Here is a 22,510-nt window from a genome sequence, read left to right on the forward strand (position 1 = left end):
TTTCATTGTTGATTTTTCGATAACCAGGGCCAGACTGCCAACAATGCTGCAATTATGTAGAGTGCGCCGGCCAGAATAAATGCTGTTTTTAGATTTACCTGATCGGTCATCCAGCCTAACAACGGACCAATAACGGCAAAACTGATTCGGATTAAAAGGTTTCGTACCGACAAAATGGTTGCCCTGATTTCGCTTGGAGTATAAAGGTTGATGTAATTTTTAAAGATGGGCGTAGCCAGTCCGCGAACAAGGTAGAATAAAAATAAAAAAAAGAGACCTTCGCGAACGACAGCAAGGCCTGAGAAGAAATAACCCAAAGCCAGTAAAAGAATAATCGTAAGCACTTCGTTTTTGCGGCTTATCCGGCCTTCAAACCGAAAAGCAAAGGCAGATGAAACCCCGACACTCAGGTTTAAAACTGTCCATAAAATACCAAACCATTCAACGGGCAAATTAATGGCTTTAAAAAACGGTTGCACCAGCCAGGCAAATGTAAGCGTTGCCGTTCCGGTAACAGCCGAAAGCAAAATGGAAACACGCAAATTGGTATTTTTCAGAAGTGTACCTTTTATAACTAAAGCCATCCGTTTTACCGAATAACTGAGTGCGCCGGAACGATTCACCGGTTCTTTTAAAACAAGTGCTGCCGGAACCGCCAGAGCAGCCACAATAAACTGAAAATAGAAGGGAGACCGTAAACTTACAGCAGCCAGAAAACCTGCGGCAATACCGGCCAGTGCTTCGGCAAAGTTTCCGGCAGATGTAATGCGTCCTTCGTGTTTTACGTATTCGTCTGATTTTTTATCGGCCTTCAGGCTTTCGTACAGCATGGCCGAATCTGCCCCGGAAACAAACGAATGCCCGGCTCCCAAAACAATTTCGGCCACAGCAAAAGCCCAAAAACCGTACGAAAAGCTGTACATCAGAAAACCTGCGCTCCCTAAAACTGCACCAAGCAGCAGTGTTTTTTTGCGTCCCCACACGTCGGCCATCCATCCCGAAGGCAGCTCGAGGCCAACAATTGCCAACGAGTAAATGGACTTCAGAATAAAAATTTCGTGCATTCCCATTCCGTTGTCCTGGTAAAATAGCACAACAACAGGCATTACCAGGTTAAACCATTTGGAGATTTTGATCACATACAGGCTTGCAATATTTTTTCTGAATTGCATCATTTTCAAATTGAGCTGCAAAAATAAGAATCAAAAAGAACCTGACATGTTCATAAATAATTACAGAAATTCAATTTTTAAGAATAATTTCAACTATTATGAATAGTTTTTGTTCCGGATACTTCCATATTGAAAGTACAATCGTATTTTTGCAGACATTAGAATTAAAGAAGTATGAAATGAAGTTATTTATTCCAAAAAACTACCATTCGGTTTTAGATGTAACCCAAACCGAGCAGGCAATTAAACTCATAAAAGATTTTTTTCAGCTGAACCTGGCCGCTGAGCTGAGGTTGCGGAGAGTAACCGCTCCTTTGTTCGTAAAAAGAGGAACAGGTATAAACGACGATTTAAACGGGGTTGAACGTCCGGTTTCTTTTCCAATGAAGGAGATGAATGACCAGGTTGCAGAGATTGTACAGTCGCTTGCAAAATGGAAAAGAATGGCATTGGCAGAGATTGCCGCAAAACCAGGATATGGCCTGTACACCGATATGAATGCAATCCGCCCCGACGAGGAGTTATCAAATATTCATTCGCTTTATGTTGATCAGTGGGACTGGGAACGTGTTATCTCAAAAGAAGAAAGAACTCTCGATTTTCTAAAAAAAATAGTTCGTAAAATATATTCTGTTTTAGTGAATACCGAATTTAATATTACGAATCATTACCATGAGCTGGAACCCGGTCTGCCTGAGGAAATCACCTTTTTGCACACCGAAGAGCTGGCCGAAATGTATCCGGAACTTACGCCTTTTGAACGCGAAACCCAAGCGGCAAAAAAATACAAGGCCATTTTTGTAATTGGTATCGGAGGCGAAATGCCTAACGGGCAAATTCACGACGGAAGGGCTCCCGATTATGATGACTGGACCACACCAACGGTGAACGGATACAAAGGATTAAACGGTGACATTATTCTTTGGAACGATGTACTGAACCGTGCATTTGAAATATCGTCAATGGGAATACGCGTAGACAGGGATGCATTGCTTAAACAGCTAAAAATACGCGGACTGGAAGAACGCAGCGAACTTATGTGGCACAAAATGTTACTGAATGGCGAATTGCCGTTGACCATCGGCGGCGGAATAGGGCAGTCGCGTTTGTGCATGTATTTCCTTCGCAAAGCCCATATTGGCGAAATACAGTCGAGCATTTGGCCCGATGAAATGGTGAAAACTTGCGACGAGAACGGAATTCACCTGTTGTAAAACAAACTCAAAAACAAGGAAATCAAACGAAATCAAAAAATTGACGTTTGTTTTGTTGGAAATTGTTATCTGAGATTTGTTTTTTGAGATTTGATTTATACTTTTGCACCGCAAAATATAAGGCTGCCCCGGTAGCTCAGCTGGATAGAGCAACTGCCTTCTAAGCAGTAGGTCATGGGTTCGAATCCCGTCCGGGGTACTAGTAGACAAACTAGATTTAGTCAAAAGCACTTAAAATCAATGTTTTAAGTGCTTTTTTATTTTGGTAAAAAACTAAAAAAGGTCTCTTTTCGTCAGCTTTGAAGGGACTATTTGGTGACCTATGTGTTAAATAAATAAAAAGGGTCACCAAAAGCTTCATAACTCTTTGAAATAGTTCGTATTAAATGATTCGAATTGGTCTTGTTTGCTGTTGTTTTATGCCCTCCCATAATGTAATTTTAATGTATGAAAAACAGCGAATCGGGACCTGTTTTTAAAATTAATTATGATGAGAGTTACAATCTTATTTCTGTTAAGAACATCAAAGAAGAGACAAAATGGAAATTGTCCTGTTTATGTAAGAGTAACATATAAAAAAAGAAGGATGGAATTATCTACAGGATTGTTTGTAGATAAAGAATCTTGGGACTCGGTAAAACAACAGGTAGAGGGGAAATCGAATGATGTAAAAAGTATCAATAACCGATTGAGTAAGATATATAGTAAAACCCTGGATGCTTGCTATCGTCTTGAAGCCATCAATGAGGAATATAGTGTAGACGACTTGAAATCGGAGTTAACTGGCGTATCTGACATCCATACGCTTTTTGAACTATTCGATTATTACATTAAAACTATTTCTGATCAGCTTGGCACCGGATTTTCTGCCGGAACATTAAAGCACTACAAAACTTCCAAAAACAGACTGAAGGAATTTGTAAAAAAGAAATATAGAAAAGAAGATGTCAATATCCTGAATGTTGATTATTCATTTATTGCAGATTTCGATACTTTTCTGAAGAAACAATACCGGAATAATTTAAATACTGTGTGGGGGTATCATAAGCATTTAAAAAAGATACTCAATATTGCTGTTTCTTTAGACTATATTTTGAAAAACCCATACCTCAAATTTAAGGTTAAAAAGCAGGAAACGAAAAGAGAATACCTCACTCTTAATGAATTAAAAACCATAAGAACTAAGGAGATTGACATTAAGAGACTGAGTATTGTCCGGGATATTTTTTTGTTTGCCTGTTATACCGGTTTATCATATGTGGATATGGCCAAATTAAATGCGGAACATATACAGAAAGGAGTCGATGGAGGTGATTGGATAATAATAGACAGAACGAAAACATTAACCAGATGCAGGGTGCCTCTTTTAGATGTTCCAAAGGAAATTCTGGAACGATACAAAAACTATCCGGTTTGTGAGAATAAAGGCTTACTACTTCCTGTTTTAACTAATCAGCGAATGAATAGTTATTTAAAAGAACTGGCCGACATTTGTCATATTAACAAGAATCTGACGATGCATGTTGCCAGGCACTCGTTTGCCACTTCGGTTACTTTAAGTAATGGAATTCCAATTGAAACTGTTTCTAAAATGTTGGGACATAGATCAATTAAAACCACTCAGGTTTATGCAAAAATTGTTGATGAGAAAATATCAAAGGATATGCAAAAATTAAAAGCAATACTGAAGCAGTCCTAAGTTTGATATTTACTACGTTAAATGACTTTATATTGAACAGATATGATTAGGAGTCTACCAAAAATAGACCTATAATCAACTTTTTAGGGCAAAGAATAAAACCGATTTTCGAAACCTATTTGAAACTGATTTTGAAATTTCACAAACATTCGTTAGCCCTTTATTTTGAGAATATTGTGTTTGTTTCTCGAAATTACGATATATGCCCCGTGAGAAGCAACTTTAACAAACTAAAAAAAATATAAATATATTTGTTTGCTAAAAACTAATTTTTCAACAAATCTCACCTGTGAATATCGAAGCCAAAATAATATTCAACAAGACTAAAAAGCAAATCAGGAAAGTATCTGATACTTCGTTCTATAAGTACTGTCCAATTTCAGTATTATTCGTAAGGGGTATGTCCTTGGAAAGCGGACCTACAAGAATTAACCAAAACCGTTGATTATATGACAGGCTTGAAACTATTATCTAAAAATAGTAAGGGGGCTTTTAAAAATATATTTTTAGACTATTACAAGCCTCTTTATCATTTGGGTAATTATTATCTTAATGACGAAGAGGAGGCAAAGGAAATAGTTCAGGAGGCTTTCATAAAACTTTGGGAACTCAGGCATGAATTAAACCCAGACTCGAATCTGCAAAACTTTTTGTTCACTCTTGTAAAAAATAATTGTTTAAACATTCTAAAACGAAGGCAGATTCTGCTTAAGCATCATGGAAGGATCAGAGAAAAAGAGATTTATTATCAATATGAGAGTCTTAGCAGGATAAATGACGACTATTTGGAGTTAACTGAGCTGAAAGATAAAATAGAAACTGCCATAAAAAATCTTCCTGAACATTGTCGAGTTGTTTTTGAGCTAAGCCGGTTTGAAGAAATGAAAAACCGTGAAATAGCGGAGAAACTTGGGATTACGCAAAAAGCTGTAGAGGCCCGTATGACCAAAGCCCTTAAAATTCTTCGCAACGAGTTGAAAGACTATTTGCCTTTTGCAATGGTTGTCATGAGTATTTTTGATTGAATTACTATTGGTAGTCTCCTACGCACGTTTGACCAGTTCATAATCAGAATTCTCAAAAATATAAATACGCTATTTTTTTGATTTTTCCGTTAGGGTATTCCTTCCTTTGTTTGTTCATATATAAAACAACTGTTAATGAATGAAAATTTGTTATTGAATGTGATTACCGGCAAGGCTACCAATGAAGAAAAAGAGGAGTTTTATGGTTGCCTTGAAAATAGTAAAGAGGAAGAAGAGTTGTTTTACACAATGAAAGGTCTTTGGTTACGCGTTACAATGCAGAATACAACAGCGGTTGTTGATTCCGATTTCGAGGATTTGTGGCAAAAAATTAAAAGCGAAAAACGAACATGGTTATGGATAGAAGGTAAACGGATGCTACGATATGCGGCAATCTTTATTTTTATTCTTGGCATTGGAGGTTTGGGTGGGTATTACATTACGACAAAAAATATTGAGTATCCTGATCCCAAAACACAAAAGTTTACAGCGACTCGAGGGAGTGTTAGCGTTCTAGAACTTTCCGACGGTACTAAAGTTTGGTTGAATTCCGAATCTAAACTCACTTATCATGAAGATTATAAAAACACCCAACGCTATGCTGAGCTGACAGGCGAGGCATATTTTGAAGTTGTGCACCGAGACGACTTTCCTTTTCTGGTAAAAGCAGGTAATCTCCTTATTCATGATTTGGGAACAACTTTTAATATTAAAGCATATCCTGAAGACAATTATATTGAAACATCCCTTGTCGAGGGGAAGGTTGACATTCTGTCGCCAACAGGTAACCCCATTGTTTCGCTTGAACCTGGTGAAAGTGCGATGTATCTTTCAAATAAAAATGAGATGGTGCTCCGGACAATTGCCGATAATGTACTGTCTGCCTGGAGAGATGGAAAGTTTGTAATCCGCGACCAACGACTTGAAGACATTTTTACTGAGCTCAGTCGATGGTATGGAGTTGAATTCCGTTTCGAAAATGATAAGTTTCGGGACTATCGATTTACTGGGAATATAAAAAAAACTACCACGGCACAGCATGTGTTGAAAGTATTGGAGGCAACTGCCCATTTTAAGTACCGTATTGTTGAAAATGTGGATAAATCTGATTTAGTGATAATTTATTAAACTTAAGTATTCGTATAAAAGTTAACTAAAACTATGAGTCTATGAAATAGAACCTTAAAAAAAATAAAAGCCGGGATGCTGTCACACCCCGACTTCGCTACTTAAATTTTTGGTTGAGGTAATTAAGCAGATTACCAAAACCGTATTATTAATGAATAATCAAACAAAATTATGAAGAAAAAACGAATTTTCCGAGGTTTTGGAAGCCTTGGTGTAATGAAATTACTGGTAATGATGAAACTAACGAGCTTTTTTCTTTTTCTTTCAGCAATGGCAATGGCTACCGGAAGTTATTCCCAAAACATCCGATTTGATCTACACGTAGAGAATGCCACTATTATTCAGGTACTGGAGAAAATTGAAGGTCAAACCGATTATGGTTTCATGTTTCAAACCAATCAGCTGGATTTGAATAGGCAGTACAACTTTGATTTTAAGAATGCTAAAATTCAAACTGTATTAGAGGAAATACTAGATAGAGACCTGTATTCTTACCAGATAATTGATCGGATTATCGTAATCTCAAAAAATGGCGAACGGGCATTATCTAGTGGAGAGCAAAATCAAAGCAAAATTTCAGGTAAAGTAACCGATTCTTCTGGTGCAGCCCTTCCCGGAGTTACAGTTGTAGTAAAAGGAACAAGTAACGGTACTGTTACTAATGTAGACGGGGAATACACGATATCGAATATACCTGATGATGCCACATTGCAGTTTTCATTTATCGGAATGAGAACACAGGAAATTCCAATGGAAGGTAAAACTACAATTAATGTGGTGATGGAAGAGGAGACTATTGGGATTGAAGAGGTTGTGGCAATTGGGTATGGGACCCAGAAAAAAAGTGACATTACAGGTTCCGTGGCTTCAGTTTCTCAAGAACGATTGAATTCCACTCCTATTATTGATGTTGCTCAGGCAATACAAGGAGATGTTCCTGGCGTTTTGATTCAAACAACTTCTGCTGGAGCTAATCCGGATGAAGTTCTTATGATTCGGGGACGTAATTCAATAAAAGCCAATAACGGTCCTTTGGTAATTATAGATGGTATCACAGGGTCTATTAATGATGTTAATCCTAAAGACATAAAATCTATTGACATTTTAAAGGATGCTTCTTCAGGAGCTATCTATGGTTCAAGGGGTGCGAATGGAGTAATCATTATTACCACCAAAGAGGGAATAAAAGGGAAAACGAAAATTACCTATGATGGTTATTATTCTGTTAGTAATACTACAAATTTGCCAGAGTATCTGACTGGTGATGGTTTTTATAAATATAAAATGGAACGTTCTCCATCTGAGATGACTAATACTGAACGTGAAGTTTATGAATCAGGTGATTGGGTAAACTGGCAAGATCTTACGTTAAGAAAAGGTTTCTCTCAAGAGCACAATCTTGCATTTTCAGGAGCTACTGAAAAAACAAACTACTATATATCAGGAAGATATTTAGATGTGAAGGGTGTTCGTGTCAATGACAATTATAAACGTACTTCAGGTACTGTAAACCTTAAAACATCAATTACTAAATGGCTTTCATTCAATACAAATACAAGATTATTATATGAAGACCAAGATGGAGCAAGCCCAGATTTTGGTGGTGATGCCGGAGGTGTTCTAAATCCTTTAGTAAAACCATATAATGACGATGGAACGATCCGAATTTACATTTGGCCGGAAGATGTATACTTTACAAATCCTCTTGAATACACTCTATACAAAGATAAAAATAGGGCTTATGGAGTTTTTTCAAATAATTCATTAAATATTGATATTCCTTTTATTCCTGGATTAGAATACAAAATTAATTCGGGACTAAGATTGAATGTCAGCGATAATGCAACATATTCGGGAAGAAATACTAAAAGGGGATTAGAATCTAAAGGGACTAGTAGTACAGGAACTGCTATTTCAACTAGAAATGTTCTTGAAAACTTATTATCTTATAATAAAGTTTTTAAAGCACATAGTATTACAGGAACATTATTATATAGTTTTGAAAATAATGTTTACAATGCATCTTCAACATCAGGCAGAAATTTTTCTCATGACATTTTAACTTGGTATGGAACAAACGAAGCTGGTACTAAAAGTGTTGGATTTGGATATAGTAAAACTGTCCTAATGTCTCAAATGTTTCGCTTAAATTATGGTTACGATGGTCGTTATCTTATTACTTTAACTACTCGAAGGGATGGTTATTCAGGTTTTGGTGACAATAATAAATGGGGTGTTTTTCCATCTACTGCATTTGGTTGGAACCTTGCAGAAGAGACCTTTTTCCCGTGGAAGGATCTATTCAGTCAATTAAAATTAAGGGCATCTTGGGGGGAAAATGGGAATCAGGCAGTAAATCCATATCAATCAATTGGTAGATTATCATCTGCAAATAATGTTAGTGGTTCAACAACTTTGCCAGGTTATTTTCCATCGACATTAGGACAAGATAAACTAGGTTGGGAAACCAGCAAGACAATTAATTTTGGTTTGGATTATGGATTATTTATGGGGAGAGTTTATGGAGATCTAAATTTCTATAGAACAAATACTCAGGATCTACTTTTAGATAGAACTATTTCATCAATACATGGGATAAAAAGTATAACATCAAACTTAGGTAAAACTCAAAATAAAGGTATAGAACTTTCAATTAATTCAAAGAATTTGATTAATAATTTCAAATGGTCAACATCAGGAAATATATCGTATGTTAAAAATAAAATAATTTCATTATACGGTTTATTAGAAGAAGGTGGAATAGAGATTGATGATATTGCTAATAGGTGGTTCATCGGTAAGCCAATTGCTGTAAGTTATAATTATGTTTTTGATGGTGTATGGCAGTTAGATGAGGCAGAAGAGGCAGCAAAATGGGGTTCAAAACCAGGATATGTAAAAATTAAGGACTTAGATGGTGATTATAAAATTACTACCAACGACATGAAAGTTTTAGGTCAAAGTGATCCCAAAATATTATGGGGAATGACCAACATTTTCAGCTATGGGAATTTAACACTAAGAATATTTTTACATGGAGTACACGGGGTAACCAAAAATAATAAAATAATGGTAGAACAAGCGGCAGAAACTAGACGTAATATATTGAATTATAATCGCTGGACAGTAGATAATCCTTCAAATGAATGGCCTATGAATGAAAAGTATTCTACATTCCAAGGAGGAATAGATATGTCTGGAAGAATTTATCAAAATGCAAGTTTTATACGTTTAAAAGATGTTGTTCTATCCTATAATTTTTCTGAAATAGCAAAAAAAGTTGGATTATCTGGGTTAAATGTTTACGTAACAGGTCGGAATTTGTACACGTTAACAAAATGGACTAGTTACGATCCAGAAGTAAACCAATCAACGTATCCTACAGGCGAATTACCTTTGGAAAGATCCTTAATATTTGGATTGAAAATAGATTTATAAAATTAATATTTAGATAAAATATATATATCATGAGAAGATTATATGCAATTGTAGCAATTATGATAATGATATTAGCCAGTTGTAGTGATGATTATCTTTTTGAAAATCCACCTAATTCCATTACTACAAAAAGCTTGTATTCATCAATTGAAGGATTTGAAACTGGAATTAATGGTCTATATTCAAGAGTGAGATATGAATTTCAATGGATTAGCAGTATAAGTTTACTGCCAGCCAATTTATACTTGGTGGGAACTGATAATTATGCCGCTCAAACAGGTAGCGCATTTATGCAAATATCCCGGGATTGGGGAGATGTCAATAATTCTCAGGTTTCTGACTATGAAAATATTTTTTTATGGTTATATTCAGTTATAAACGCTGCAAATACTATTATCAATCAAGCTGAAAGTAGAGATGATATTAATTGGTTTGGAGGGAATTATAGTGCAGATGAAAACAAAAATAGAAGCATTGCGGAAGCTAAAGCAATACGTGCTTGGGCATATCGTCATCTTTCGTATGGTTGGGGAGATGTGCCCTTGAGCTTGAATGAATCACTTGGTTCGACAATTAAAACAGATTGGGAACGAACGCCTGTAAAACTAGTAAGAAAACAAATAATATCAGACTTATTGTTTGCGCAAAAATATTTGGATGATTCACCAAAAGTAAGAGGGAGAATATCAAAAGGTGCTGCTCAGCATTATTTAGCTGAGATGTATATTACTTTGGATATGCCAGATAGTACATTATATTGGACAAATCAAGTTATTTCAAATTCTAATTACAAGCTTATCACAGAGCGATATGGTGTAAAAGCAGATCAACCGGGAGTACCTTTTATGGATATGTTTTACGATGGTAATACAAATCGTGAGGAAGGTAATACTGAAGCATTATGGGTATGGCAATATCAATATGGGGTTACTGGTGGAGCAGGTTCTTTCTTGCGTTATTTGTATGGTTCCAGATATTGGGCAATTACAGTTAACGGAGTAACTCCTTTACAGATTTCTTTTGATAGAGGGGGTAGACCTATGAGCTATGCATCATTAACAAGGTGGGCTTGGGAGAATTATGAGCCACAAGATGATAGGGGTTCTCAACATGTAATAAGGAAATATTTCATTTTAAAAGAAGATAATGGAGAATTATCAAAAGCAGATTTACTTCCATCCGGATATAATTATGGAGATACGATTTGGCTTGATACATCTGGAGATATTACAACAAATCAAGCAGCCCAACGTTATAGTTGGCCATTTTGCAGGAAGTTTTTAGGTAGTTCTCCTGTTAGTCTCACAGATACATATGAATATGTTGATAAAATATATTTGAGGTTGGCTGAGACATATTTGCTAAAGGCAGAAGCTCAATTTATGCTTGGATCAAATCAAGAAGCTGCAAATACAATTAATATTTTAAGAAGAAGGTCTAATGCAAGTGATATTACATCTGATAATATAAACATGGATTTTATTCTAGATGAAAGGTCGCGCGAATTATTACAGGAAGAGCATCGACGTTATACACTATTAAGGACAGGCAAGTGGCTGGAAAGGGTAAAAAAATACAATAAACGAGGAGGAGAGTTTATTACTGATAGAGATTTACTATTCCCTATACCTGAGTCGGTGATTAATACTAATTTAACAAAAGAAATGCCACAGAATCCAGGATTTTAGGAAAACATAAAATATAGTTTTGTTTTTAATGGATATATGGAAAAAGTGTGTTCATTATAATTAGAACTGATTATATATGTCCTTGTTGGAAGTGTCTTAAATTTGTATTAAAAGGTTAAATTCCAAATAGTTAATATATATTTTACGAGTTGAATAAAAATAGGAAATATTTAGATTGACTATTTTAATAAAGGAGTTCCTCAGAAAAGGACATATACAAATACAGTTGTATGTTTATAAGTTTAATAGATAAAAATAATATTTGATAAAAACAAAATAATAGTATTCATTAAATTTAACTTTGAAAATGAGAAATTCAATTACATTAACATTAATTATGATATTGCTTGCTATGGTTGGATATACTCAAACGAATATTCAGCAATATCCTTCAGGTGAACTTAATCTAAGTGATTTAGAAACTAAATTCATTCAATTGTGTGATCTTGCAGTACGAAAATTGAGTTTGCCAGAAAGACAATATTCACAAGATACACCTTTACGAAAAGTACCATATTATGCAGACGCATATGCAGTACGCGCTCTTGGAGTCGCTTACGACTTAACGGGTAATGAAAAATACCTTAACACAATGAAAATTTGGTCAGATCGTATGATTACCAATCAGCAGAAAATGATTCCAAAGGGAGGATATTATATGAATTACGGTCGTAAGCCTTTTGAAACAGATGGTGAGTGGTTCGTTGCCGATTGTGGCGAGATATCAATGGGCTTGCTCTCAACTGCTACAAGGTGTAGAATTCCAATGGAAAGAGAACGCTATATTAACTCTGTTGAGTCTTTTGCTAACCTGGTTTTAGAAAACTATATCGATCCTGAAGGTGGTATTCGTGACGGCATGTGGTCAAAATCCAATGATTCAAATCCCTGGATTGTGGGATATGCTGGCCAGGTATTTTTTAAACTTTTCGATGAAAAAGAGCAAAGGCGATATCTTTATGCAGGTATAAATGCAATTAATTGGCTTGCTAATCATAATGTAGTTAGAGAAATATATAGCAAAGATTCGCTTTATCTTGAATTTAACCCTCCTATAAATAATGATGCATCCTCAGGAGTGATACGTGCAATCCTAGATCCATATACTGCAGGTGTCTCACACATATTTTCAGGTCAATTTCCTACAGTGAAAAAGGTTGCTGATGAACAAATTGATGTTATAATGAAATGGTTTGAATCAAATTTGTTGGGAAAGGGCGAAAGTGGAACTTATGAAAAATATGATGTTCGTAAAGGTAAAGTAGGTGGGAAGATGGGGTATTTGCCTTGTCAAATATATATATTAATACAACATAATATTTTGCCTAAAAGCATGATGAAAATTGCTGACAAAGAATTGCAAAGGATTGTAGCGGAGATATTCTCATACGATGAGCAATTATTGACTGAGTTAACAATGTTTTCTATGTGTTCTATGGCTGAAAGGATTAGTCCAGGATCACTATATCGTAATATTGATCCAGTATATCAAATTGTTATTAAAGAAAATAAGAATTAAATTAAGTTAATATTTTTTAACGCTTCAAATTAATTTAATAGTTATAAGCTTATGCCTTGCAATAATATTAATAGGATATAATAGAAAATGATTATTTCTGAACAAAAGTATTTTTTGTGAAAATAGATTAATAGTAACAAAGGTAGCCTTAAGTTGAATTGGACGTAATATAACAAATCAAAGTGGCTACCTTTGGTTAGGTTAAGACAGTTGTTTTTATAACTATTTGGTAAAACCCTTTCTAGGAGAACCGAGAATCTTAGACATGAGTTTATAATCAAAGAAATTTCCCCAACAAGATAGTTTTATGACATGCCCACAAGTAATTACATGTTTTTATATTTTATCACTAGTGTCATGGCAATGATATAATCATGAAAAAGATAGACCGTGTAAAGATGCGGTTTGTTGAAGAAGGCCTGGATATAGCATTGGAAGGGCACAAAGGGGAAAGGGTGTATAAAAAGAAAGTAGATGGCGATCTTGAGGCGCGCCTTATAGCATTAAGCTGCAGCGAGGCACCTGAAGGTTTCTCAAGGTGGTCTTTGAGGATGTTGGCAGACAAAGCTGTTGAACTGGAATATGTTGATGAAATATCGCATGAAACCGTGCGCAGGGTTTTAAAAAAACGAATTGAAACCGTTGAAGAAAAAAGGATGGGTGATACCACCCTTGCAAAACGGTGATTTTGTGGCAAATATGGAAAAGGTATTGGAAGTATATAAATGTCCAAATAATCCGGCACGTCCGGTTGTTTGTATGGACGAGTCCCCAAAACAACTTATCGTGGAAACAAAAACACCAATAGAGATGAAGCCGGGCAGCGAGGGGAAACATGATTATGAATACATCAGAAAAGGGTTATGCAACATTTTTATGTCCAACGAACCACTGAATGGGAAACGGTATGTAAAGGTCACGGAAACAAAAACAAAGGAAGATTGGGCTGAATTCCTGTCTGAAATAGCCGTGAGATATAAAGATGCGGACAAAATCACCTTGGTCATGGACAACCATAATACGCACAAACCGGGCTCATTATATGAAACATATAAGCCGGAAGAAGCAAAAAGGATATGGGAGGGGAAACTGAAGTAAGGGAGATGGACGAAGGCAGTCTTAGCATCCCCATAGTACCGATTGAAAACCGAGAAACCATGACCGATGGAAGCCGGAGAGTAGGGAAGGGAAAATCCTGTCAGGGCAGACAGGAGGATGCCGGTAGTTAGAACTGTAATTTAGAAACATGAAAATGTACCAGAAACATGATTGAAATGTCAACAGTAGAATTGCAGATAGCCGAACGGGCAAGGAAGTTCGAAGGGGAAGCTTTGCATAATCTTCACCACTTCATTGATTTGCCAATGCTGGAGGGGAGTTATAAACAACTCAACCGGCAAAGTGCAAAGGGAGTTGATGGGAAAACATGGCAGGACTATGGAGAAGAAGGGTTCAAAGAGAAGCTTGAAAATCTTTTAAAAGAGTTCAAGTCCGGACGTTACAGGGCACCAGCCATAAGGCGGGCGTATATACCCAAGGACAAGCATAGTAAGCGGCCAATAGGTATCCCGACCATTGAAGACAAAATTTTGCAGGCAAGTGTACGAAAGGTTATTGAGCCAATATTTGAAGGGGGGTTTAAGGACTTTTCATATGGTTTTCGACCGGGTCGTTCACCGCACCAGGCCATAGATTTTATGTTTCGTAAAGTTAGTTTTGATAAGATGCATTATATAATTGATGCAGACATAAAGAACTATTTTGGGAGTATAAATCAAGGCCTTCTCCGGGATTTTCTTGACAAAAGGGTTAATGATGGAGTGGTAAGAAAGATGATAAATAGGTGGCTTAAGGCAGGAATAATGGAATCGGGGAACATCAGTTACCCTGATGAAGGTACACCTCAAGGTGGTATTATATTACCGATATTGATCGATATTTATCTTCATTATGTGCTGGATGAGTGGTTTTCGGAACAAATCCAGCCATTGCTAAAAGGGCTGAGTTTTATAATCAGATACGTAGATGATTTTGTATTGGGCTTTTCAGATAAATCAGATGCTCAGAGGGTAATGGAAGTCTTACCGAAAAGGTTCGCCAAATATGACCTCACACTACACCCTGAGAAAACTAAACTGATAGATTTGGACAAACCAGGTGGCCTGTCGGGCCGGAGCTTTGACTTTTTGGGCTTTACCCACTATCTGGGGAAAAGCCGTAAAGGGATGAAAGTCCTGAAACGAAAGACAAGCTCCAGGAAGTTCACAAAGGCTGTTATAAACATCGACAATTATATAAAAGAAAACCGACATATTAAACTCAAAGATTTAATCGTTATGTTGAACCTTAAGTTAAGGGGGCATTATCAATATTATGGAATAATCCATAATTACGATGGTATCCACCGCTACTATGAAGAAGTCAGGCGAAAATTGTATAAATGGTTAAGACGCCGGAGAGGTAAAACCAAATGGGACTGAAAGTTCATAGTTAAGTTAACCGGGGAGTGGCAACCATTAATAAAACCTTTTATAGCAAAACCATATGTACAGACTTAGCGAAACTAACTATCGAGGAACCGGATGCGAGAAATCCGCTCGTCCGGGTCTTTGGGGGAGCAGGGAGGTAACGAACTGCTCTACCCGGGAAAATCTTACCACCAAGAGTATTTTTAAATACATGCGAGTTCTCCCATTGGGATTACTTTGTCGCATATGATACCTTTTAAAACAAACAATTTTAATCTTATAAAAATGGAAAAAAAATATGGAATAATTGTTTTTATTTGCTTTTGTGTTTTTCCTTACTTTGCTCACGGGCAATCCATAGATGTAGAAACTTTGAAACAAATTCGGTTGCCCATGTACCTGGCAAAGGGCTTAGAATGGAAAGGCGAATCAACGCAAAATACAACCTGGAGTAAAATTACAGAGACAAGTGATGGAAAGATTTGGTTCTGTGGGGGAGATCACTGGGGCATAGACGAAATTACCGGGAAATGGGACAAAAGTGATCGATATGAAAGACCATGGGGCTTTGGGAACACAACTTTGTGTTATTATGATCCAATGCAAGACCAATCATTTGAAGAGTTGGAATTAAATTCTACCAGTGCCATCTATTCAAATGAGCAGACGCCCGGCCATGGTAAGATACATGCAAACATTGTTACAGACTCTAAAGACAGGTTGTATTTTGCCGGGTACATGGGCTATTCTTTTATTCATGAATATACCGATGCATATTTCCCCAAGAGTTATGCCGGTGGGGCATTGATAAAGTATGACCCTTCAACAAAACATGCGGAATATTTAGGCATCCCTGTGCCCTATGGGGCTGTTGCTGCTATGTACTACGATGAAAAAAGGGACATTATCAATGGTATTTCTGTAGACAGGGCAAAATTCTGGCGTGTAAAGGTCTCCACTATGGAACTTAACCGATATGAGTCAGTAGCAAGGATGAGCCGGTTAAAAGACAGGGTGAGAGAAATGATTATGGATAATGATGGATATTGTTATTTTGCCAATGATGTTGGCGGTCTGACAAAGTTCGATCCTGACACGCAGGAATTTATGGACCTGGATATTGTATTGCCGGGGAAATTGATGGATTTCAGGGCATCAGTAGTTTCTTCAATGAACACCATCTATGGCATTACCACAGATGGTTTTGTCTGGAGTTTCAATCCAAACACCAATGAGCTAAAAGACCTGGGACATATCATAGGCATGCCTGATCAATCCCATTACACACCAAATATAGCACTGGATGAAAAATGGGAAAGACTGTACTTTATTGCAGGAACCCACGGTTATGGGTTACTGGAAGAAGCTTTTGGGGTATTGACAATATTAGATCTAAAAACGGGCAAATACTATTGGGCAGGTAAGATTGAAGGCTTTGAAGGTTGCTTCGGTGCTCTATGCAGCAAAGACCATGAAGTATATTTCAATTCCTTTGGCCGGTTCTACGAAGGGGATCAGATTCAAAAAGACAAAAGTGGCCAGCCTATTACCCGGCCTTATCTGCTAAAATACTCCCCTCCTGAGGATCTTAACGAATTGGACTAACAACAGGTTTAGGTTATAAATTAAATGTGAAAACGTATGAAAAATAGTATTCAACATAAACTGGTTTTACCCATAATTATTTTGCTTTTCCATGCTACAAATGTATTCTCACAAAGAATGGGGGGATTGGATGCAGGTTCTATTTCGAAGGTACTGATTTCAAATGGTCCTCAAGGCCCAATAAAAGGTGGGGAAAGTGCTGTAACAGATTTAATTTTAATGCCGGACGGCTGGATGTACGGTAGTACAAAAGCAACATGGGGGGCACAAAATTGCCACCTTTTTCGGATCGATGGTGAAAAATCAGAACACATTATCAATATGACCGGACAAATGCCCGGTCAAACTACCATAAGTAACCTTGTTGTTGGGAAAGGTAGTGTCTTGTACGGTTGTACATCAACATACAATGAAATATTGGATAAAAAGGATTATGAAGGTGGCCACTTATTTGCCTACAACCCGGGAAAAAAGACAATGGATGATTTAGGAATTATCCAGCAAGGACAGGGAATCAACTGTATGGCAATGGATTCAATACGTGGGATAATATATTGCATTACCTATCCAGCCGGTCATCTGTTTTCATATCACCTGGAAACAAAGATAAAAAAAGACTTTGGACAGGTTATGCAACCCTGGCGTGTAGAAGATTTAGGACGGGTTTCATGGAGAGGTGTCCCCAAGGTACTGATTGTTGATGATGCTGGAACAGTATATTTTTCTACCTATGTGCATGAAAAAGTACCTGTTTGGAAACAGGAATTAATGGATGGCGGCCCTTCATACTACTCAGTTTATGCAGGCGGAAGGATTTTCAGGTTGGCATTTGGGGATGAGAAACCTGTTTTTACCGGGGCAACTATCCCCAGTCAAAAGGGCATGGACTCGGACCAGCTTTATGAAAACGGAATTGCTTCGGCAATCCGTGCCAGCGACGGGGGATTTTGGTGCGGGACAATCAACGATGGGTTCCTTTTTAAATTTTACCCTTCAACATCAACAGTAATCAACAAGGGAAAAGCCTTTCAGTACTGGAACCTGAAATCGCTGTGTTATGGAACCGATGAAAAATTATATATGCTTGGTGGAAGGGACGAAGACAACTCCTGGCTGTTGTGTTACAATCAGGTGACCGGTTCTATTGACTGCTTGGGGTGGCCTGACAATACCTCTCAATGCAATGTAATTGTTGCGGATAAAAATGGAAAAATATTTTTCGGTGAAAATCTCCGACACTCATTTATCTGGATATATACACTTAATAAATAACTATAATAATGCAACGTAAAAAATTTTTAAAGCTAGGAGGAGGTATTTTATTATCTCCAACAATAATAAATGATGTCAAACTGTTTAACAAAAATAAACATGATATTTTTGACAAAAATAGTAATTCAAATCATTTAATATTGGACAGACTAGGAGGGATGTCACTTCCTGAACTACTGGATTTTCATCGTAATTATCTTTATAAAACTTATATTCCTAATTGGGAGCGTGGTGTCGATTGGGATAACGGTGGGTTTGCTGATTCATTAAAACCTGGACAAGAACCGGATTTTGAAAAGAAAAGCATGTATTATCAGGGCCGTGCTATATGGATGTTTAGTTATCTATATAATCATGTAACAAAAAATAAACTTCATTTGGATGCTGCAATTAATGGTAGAAATTTTGTGGTAAAACATGCTCTTTTAGATGATTTCCGTTGGAATTCTATTTTGGAAAGGCAGGGTAATCCTTTAAGTGGACCTGTTGATCATTATGGAGATATTTATATGGTACTTGGTTTGTCCGAACTTTATAAGGCTACTAGTGATGAAAAAGATTTAAATATTGCTATTAATACTGTTCATTCAATATTGAAACGTCTAGTTTCTCCTATATATCAACATACAGATGCTCATGGTCCTGCCATGGAACCTGGAATCCGCAGACTAGGGGGTTGGCAACACCTTCTTTATTCTTTATCTTCACTATTAAGAGTCAAATATGATCAAGAAATTGAGCAAATTGCACGTTTTTGTGTTCGTATGATATGTGAATATCATTGGATAGAAGAGTATAAACTGTTATTTGAATATTTAGATATCAACTATAAACAGTATATTTCTAATGTATCCAATTGGGGTGGATCAAGAAATCTTCGTAGTATCAGTGGCTGGCATTCTATTCAAGCCTGTTGGATGGTAATGGATGAAGCTCATCGTGTAAAGCATTATCCCACATATAGGCATGGTATTGAAATGGGATTCTCTACATTAGAAAAGTGTTATGTTGATGGTAAAGGAATAATAACTTTAAAATACCCGGAGGAGATACCCAAAGTAGAGAGTGAATTTGATCCTTGGGGAGCACTTGATGATGTGTTATTATTTTGTCTCATGGTAATTGAAAATAACCACCATCCTGATATTATTAGATACTATAATAAATGTTTCAGTCTTTATCATAGTATTCCTGACAATTATAGACCAGAGGATTTGTTACACTTACCTAGGCAACTATTTTACTCAATTGAAATAATTAATAGGATCATAAAACAAGAAGGGAAGGTAAAAAATGCTCCATTTGATTAAAAATAGCCTATTCAATAATAAAATAAATCAAAGCTTAAAATGATTGGTGTTTTGTTTTTTAATCAATTGAAAAATCAAAAATATTGCATATCGATTATTTGATAATACTTAAAAATGTAAATCAAAAATTAGGGAAGTGATATAATTTACTTATCTTCAATTTGTTACAAAAAAGATATTGAACAAAAAACTATCACTTTTCAGATGATTGCGCCGTGCTAGTCCATGAGGTGGGGATTTAAAGGCGAATAAATATAAAAGTTAATGAAACACCTTTTAGTTTCCCTACAGGTAACCAAGCCTGTACGGAAAGGCTTAGCCAGCCACCGGAAGCGAGCCTTGCGTAGTCATTAGAGATGATGGCACGAAGTGTAGGCAGCGATTGTCAAAGGTATGCTATGTAGCCTCGAAAGAAAGATGAATGCCGGGGTCTTAACTGTTCATCTGGTTGGGACAACACGAAAAGCAGCGATTTGGCGAGTTGTTGGAGCCTGGCCGGGGTCTGAGACCATTTCAAAGGCAGAAAAGGGAAGCACGGGAACACGGGAGAGCCTAACGCCTCCATTCGAGATTCCGCGGCAATGACGGTTAACCGCGTGACCAATTAGACCGGGTTAAACAGGGAATTTGTTGCCCCTGCAGTAGCGCAAAGGACGGGCAACAAACGTAAATGGTATCTGAACCGAGGGAGACCGAAGGTAAGGAGAAGGGCGAAGGCAGTCTTAGCAACCCCATAGTACTGATTGAAAGCCGGGAAATCAGGACCGCTGAAAGCCGGTGAGTAAGGAAGGGGGATGCCGGTAATTAGGGCTGTAGTTTAGAAACATTAATGTATCAATTACATGAAAAAAATGTCAACAGTAAAAGTACAGATAGCTGAAAGAGCAAAGAAGCTCAAGGGAGAAGCCTTGCACAGTCTTTATGATCTTATTGAGGATAAAGTTTTGCAGGCAAGTGTACAAAAGGTCATAGAGCCTATATATGAAGAAGAATTTAAACCTTTTTCATACGACTTTCGGCCGGGATGTTCACAGCACCAGGCGATTAATTGTATGTTCAAACATGTTAGTTTACACAGGATGCGAGATATTATAGATGCCGACCTTAAAGACTACTTTGGGAGCATTAATCACGGTATTCTCTGGAAATTCCTAGAAAAACGGGTGAAGGATGGAGTGATAAGAAGGGCGATAGACAATGTGATCCAACACTACTCGTATTATGGCATTACCTTTAATTATAGAGGTATATTCAGTTATTACAGGAATGTCAGGAGATGTCTTTCCAAATGGCTAAACCGTAGAGGGGGTAAACCAAAGTGAAATTGGGATACCTTTACCACTTTGGTTGTAAAATGGGACCCTCTTATTAGACCCTTTATTTACCACTCTTATGTTCCTTTATAGCGAAACTAATTACCGGGGAACCGTATGCGGGAAAGCCGCTCGTACGGGTCTGTGGGGGAGCGGGGAGGTAACGAACCGCTCTACCCGGAAGTTGTAAATAACCAAAATGTAAATCAAATGACCAGTAAAGAAAAAGAGAAAACAAACACCACCAGGCGCAAATTCATTAAAGCTGCCACTGTTGCCGGTGCGGGCTTTATGATCCTGCCCCGTTGCACCATTGGCGGCAAAGGATTTGTGCCGCCCAGTGACAAGATAAACATCGGCTTGATTGGGGCAGGAGATATTGCCAGTCACCACCTGAATGAAGTGTTCAGATGCGATGATGTGCAGATAATAAGTATCGCCGACCCGGCCAGAAATTGGGATGGCAACCATTTAAACAAAAAAGGTCTTGGCCGTGCCCCAAGGAAAAAAACAATCGAGGAACACTATTCCAAAAAAACGCCCAACTACAGGATTACAGAACATGAGGATTTTCAGGAAATGCTGGAGCAGGACAAATCAATAGATGCAGTGATCTGTGCCTCGCCCGACAATACCCATGCATATATCTCCATCATATCGATGCGGGCGGGTAGGCATGTATATTGCCAGAAGCCGCTTGCGCATAATATATGGGAAGCACGTAAAATTCGTGAAGTCGCTATGAAAACGGGCCTGGCTACCCAAATGGGAAACCAGTTGCATGCCTCCGATGGTATACGGCAAACAGTCGAATATCTCAGGGCAGGTGTTATCGGGCCTGTACATGAAGCTTATTCATGGGTGCCGGCCACACGATATCAGAAATGGCTTACAGGATATCCTGCTGAAGCAATGAAAGTTCCAAAAGGGGTTAACTGGGACTTATGGATAGGGCCATCTGTATTCCGCCCATACAACAGGGTTTATTCGCCATTTACCTGGCGCGATTTCTGGGACTATGGAAATGGGTCATTGGGCGACTTCGGTTGCCACGATATGGATGCAGCCACCTGGGCCTTCAACCTTGATGTGCCGGAAAGCGTACAAGTGTTCCCTGCCGGCAACAGGGGCAGCGGCGAGGTGGTTCCTTACGGAGAAATAGGGTATTTCCATTTTGCCGGGAATGAAAATCGTCCGCCCCTAAAACTGACATGGATGTCGGGGGGACTTTTGCCGGAGTTGCCGCCTGAAATTCCACAAAATCTTAAACTTAATTCCAGGGGGGCAATGTTTATTGGGGAAAAAGGTGTGATCCTGACCAATGGAAATGCAGCCAGTGCCCCTGAAATATTCCCGGAAAGTCTCAGGGACTCATTTACTGCGCCGGAACCCTGCTTCCCTCGTTCTGCTGAACAACACCGGGAATGGTTCGATGCCATAAAAGGCGGTGAAATGCCCCTGTCAAATTTTGAATATGCATCAAAACTGACAGAGATAACCCTTTTGGGAGTCCTTTCACTTAGGTTAGGCGGTGAGAAAATCTATTGGGACAAAGAAAACATGAAAGCTGTTGGTTTGCCTGATGCAGATCCGATAATCAGGGAACCCGTAAGGGCTGGCTGGGAAATGGCATGACCTTTTTTTGAATTTTATTAACCA

General features: G+C 37.7%; 15 protein-coding genes, 1 tRNA gene and 1 pseudogene. 16 read left to right on the forward strand and 1 reads right to left on the reverse strand.

Annotation, left to right across the window (positions count from 1 at the left end):
- Positions 1 to 2 precede the first annotated feature (2 nt).
- Positions 3 to 1,175: an MFS transporter gene (locus BUB08_RS00525; RefSeq protein ID WP_072997970.1), complete on the reverse strand. Its 1,173-nt coding sequence runs from the start codon at positions 1,173 to 1,175 to the stop codon at positions 3 to 5.
- Positions 1,176 to 1,351: 176 nt separating this feature from the next.
- On the opposite strand from BUB08_RS00525, the gene asnA reads away from it, so the two are divergent.
- The 16 genes and pseudogenes from asnA (at position 1,352) to BUB08_RS00605 (ending at position 22,486) form a co-directional block, all read left to right on the forward strand.
- Positions 1,352 to 2,386, forward strand: a complete 1,035-nt coding sequence (gene asnA, locus BUB08_RS00530; protein WP_072997972.1) for an aspartate--ammonia ligase — start codon at positions 1,352 to 1,354, stop codon at positions 2,384 to 2,386.
- Between the two features lie 125 nt (positions 2,387 to 2,511).
- Positions 2,512 to 2,585: transfer RNA gene (locus BUB08_RS00535), tRNA-Arg, on the forward strand.
- A 291-nt stretch (positions 2,586 to 2,876) separates the two neighbouring features.
- Positions 2,877 to 4,085, forward strand: coding sequence for a site-specific integrase (locus BUB08_RS00540; RefSeq protein ID WP_072997973.1), 1,209 nt, complete (start codon positions 2,877 to 2,879; stop codon positions 4,083 to 4,085).
- A 449-nt stretch (positions 4,086 to 4,534) separates the two neighbouring features.
- Entirely contained in the window at positions 4,535 to 5,110 is a 576-nt protein-coding gene (locus BUB08_RS00545; protein WP_072997974.1) for an RNA polymerase sigma-70 factor, read from the forward strand.
- Between the two features lie 135 nt (positions 5,111 to 5,245).
- Positions 5,246 to 6,238 carry a FecR family protein gene (locus BUB08_RS00550; RefSeq protein WP_072997976.1) on the forward strand — a complete coding sequence of 331 codons (993 nt, stop codon included), beginning with the start codon at positions 5,246 to 5,248 and terminating at the stop codon, positions 6,236 to 6,238.
- Positions 6,239 to 6,409: 171 nt separating this feature from the next.
- Complete coding sequence (locus BUB08_RS00555) at positions 6,410 to 9,676, forward strand: SusC/RagA family TonB-linked outer membrane protein (protein WP_072997977.1); 3,267 nt, start codon at positions 6,410 to 6,412, stop codon at positions 9,674 to 9,676.
- Between the two features lie 29 nt (positions 9,677 to 9,705).
- Entirely contained in the window at positions 9,706 to 11,364 is a 1,659-nt protein-coding gene (locus tag BUB08_RS00560; RefSeq protein ID WP_072997978.1) for a RagB/SusD family nutrient uptake outer membrane protein, read from the forward strand.
- 307 nt (positions 11,365 to 11,671) lie between these two features.
- Complete coding sequence (locus BUB08_RS00565; protein ID WP_139249563.1) at positions 11,672 to 12,883, forward strand: hypothetical protein; 1,212 nt, start codon at positions 11,672 to 11,674, stop codon at positions 12,881 to 12,883.
- A gap of 365 nt (positions 12,884 to 13,248) precedes the next feature.
- Positions 13,249 to 13,960, forward strand: a pseudogene (locus BUB08_RS20575) (IS630 family transposase); the annotation flags it as partial.
- Positions 13,960 to 14,112, forward strand: a complete 153-nt coding sequence (locus tag BUB08_RS20290; protein WP_175549901.1) for a hypothetical protein — start codon at positions 13,960 to 13,962, stop codon at positions 14,110 to 14,112. The pseudogene BUB08_RS20575 and the gene BUB08_RS20290, both read left to right, overlap by 1 nt.
- A gap of 45 nt (positions 14,113 to 14,157) precedes the next feature.
- Positions 14,158 to 15,363, forward strand: coding sequence for a group II intron reverse transcriptase/maturase (gene ltrA, locus BUB08_RS00580; protein WP_217651521.1), 1,206 nt, complete (start codon positions 14,158 to 14,160; stop codon positions 15,361 to 15,363).
- Positions 15,364 to 15,723: 360 nt separating this feature from the next.
- Entirely contained in the window at positions 15,724 to 16,956 is a 1,233-nt protein-coding gene (locus tag BUB08_RS00585; protein ID WP_139249565.1) for a ligand-binding sensor domain-containing protein, read from the forward strand.
- 36 nt (positions 16,957 to 16,992) lie between these two features.
- Positions 16,993 to 18,228 (forward strand): hypothetical protein, encoded by a 1,236-nt coding sequence (locus tag BUB08_RS00590; protein WP_139249566.1) that lies wholly within the window; start codon positions 16,993 to 16,995, stop codon positions 18,226 to 18,228.
- A gap of 8 nt (positions 18,229 to 18,236) precedes the next feature.
- The gene (locus tag BUB08_RS00595; protein ID WP_072997987.1) at positions 18,237 to 19,538 is read left to right on the forward strand and encodes an AGE family epimerase/isomerase; all 1,302 of its coding nucleotides are present in this window, start codon (positions 18,237 to 18,239) and stop codon (positions 19,536 to 19,538) included.
- Positions 19,539 to 20,389: 851 nt separating this feature from the next.
- A complete protein-coding gene (locus BUB08_RS00600; RefSeq protein ID WP_245820151.1) occupies positions 20,390 to 20,860 on the forward strand; it encodes a reverse transcriptase family protein in 471 nt (156 codons plus the stop codon).
- Between the two features lie 201 nt (positions 20,861 to 21,061).
- Complete coding sequence (locus BUB08_RS00605) at positions 21,062 to 22,486, forward strand: Gfo/Idh/MocA family protein (protein ID WP_072998829.1); 1,425 nt, start codon at positions 21,062 to 21,064, stop codon at positions 22,484 to 22,486.
- The last annotated feature ends 24 nt before the right edge of the window (positions 22,487 to 22,510 follow it).

The organism is Mariniphaga anaerophila (assembly GCF_900129025.1).
GTDB lineage: Bacteria > Bacteroidota > Bacteroidia > Bacteroidales > Prolixibacteraceae > Mariniphaga > Mariniphaga anaerophila.

Coding starts and splice junctions, on each gene's coding strand:
- BUB08_RS00525 (WP_072997970.1), bottom strand. CDS start 1,175: ATGATGCAATTCAGAAAAAATATTGCAAGCCTGTATGTGATCAAAATC.
- asnA (WP_072997972.1), top strand. CDS start 1,352: ATGAAGTTATTTATTCCAAAAAACTACCATTCGGTTTTAGATGTAACC.
- BUB08_RS00540 (WP_072997973.1), top strand. CDS start 2,877: ATGAGAGTTACAATCTTATTTCTGTTAAGAACATCAAAGAAGAGACAA.
- BUB08_RS00545 (WP_072997974.1), top strand. CDS start 4,535: ATGACAGGCTTGAAACTATTATCTAAAAATAGTAAGGGGGCTTTTAAA.
- BUB08_RS00550 (WP_072997976.1), top strand. CDS start 5,246: ATGAATGAAAATTTGTTATTGAATGTGATTACCGGCAAGGCTACCAAT.
- BUB08_RS00555 (WP_072997977.1), top strand. CDS start 6,410: ATGAAGAAAAAACGAATTTTCCGAGGTTTTGGAAGCCTTGGTGTAATG.
- BUB08_RS00560 (WP_072997978.1), top strand. CDS start 9,706: ATGAGAAGATTATATGCAATTGTAGCAATTATGATAATGATATTAGCC.
- BUB08_RS00565 (WP_139249563.1), top strand. CDS start 11,672: ATGAGAAATTCAATTACATTAACATTAATTATGATATTGCTTGCTATG.
- BUB08_RS20290 (WP_175549901.1), top strand. CDS start 13,960: ATGGGAGGGGAAACTGAAGTAAGGGAGATGGACGAAGGCAGTCTTAGC.
- ltrA (WP_217651521.1), top strand. CDS start 14,158: ATGTCAACAGTAGAATTGCAGATAGCCGAACGGGCAAGGAAGTTCGAA.
- BUB08_RS00590 (WP_139249566.1), top strand. CDS start 16,993: ATGAAAAATAGTATTCAACATAAACTGGTTTTACCCATAATTATTTTG.
- BUB08_RS00595 (WP_072997987.1), top strand. CDS start 18,237: ATGCAACGTAAAAAATTTTTAAAGCTAGGAGGAGGTATTTTATTATCT.
- BUB08_RS00600 (WP_245820151.1), top strand. CDS start 20,390: ATGTCAACAGTAAAAGTACAGATAGCTGAAAGAGCAAAGAAGCTCAAG.
- BUB08_RS00605 (WP_072998829.1), top strand. CDS start 21,062: ATGACCAGTAAAGAAAAAGAGAAAACAAACACCACCAGGCGCAAATTC.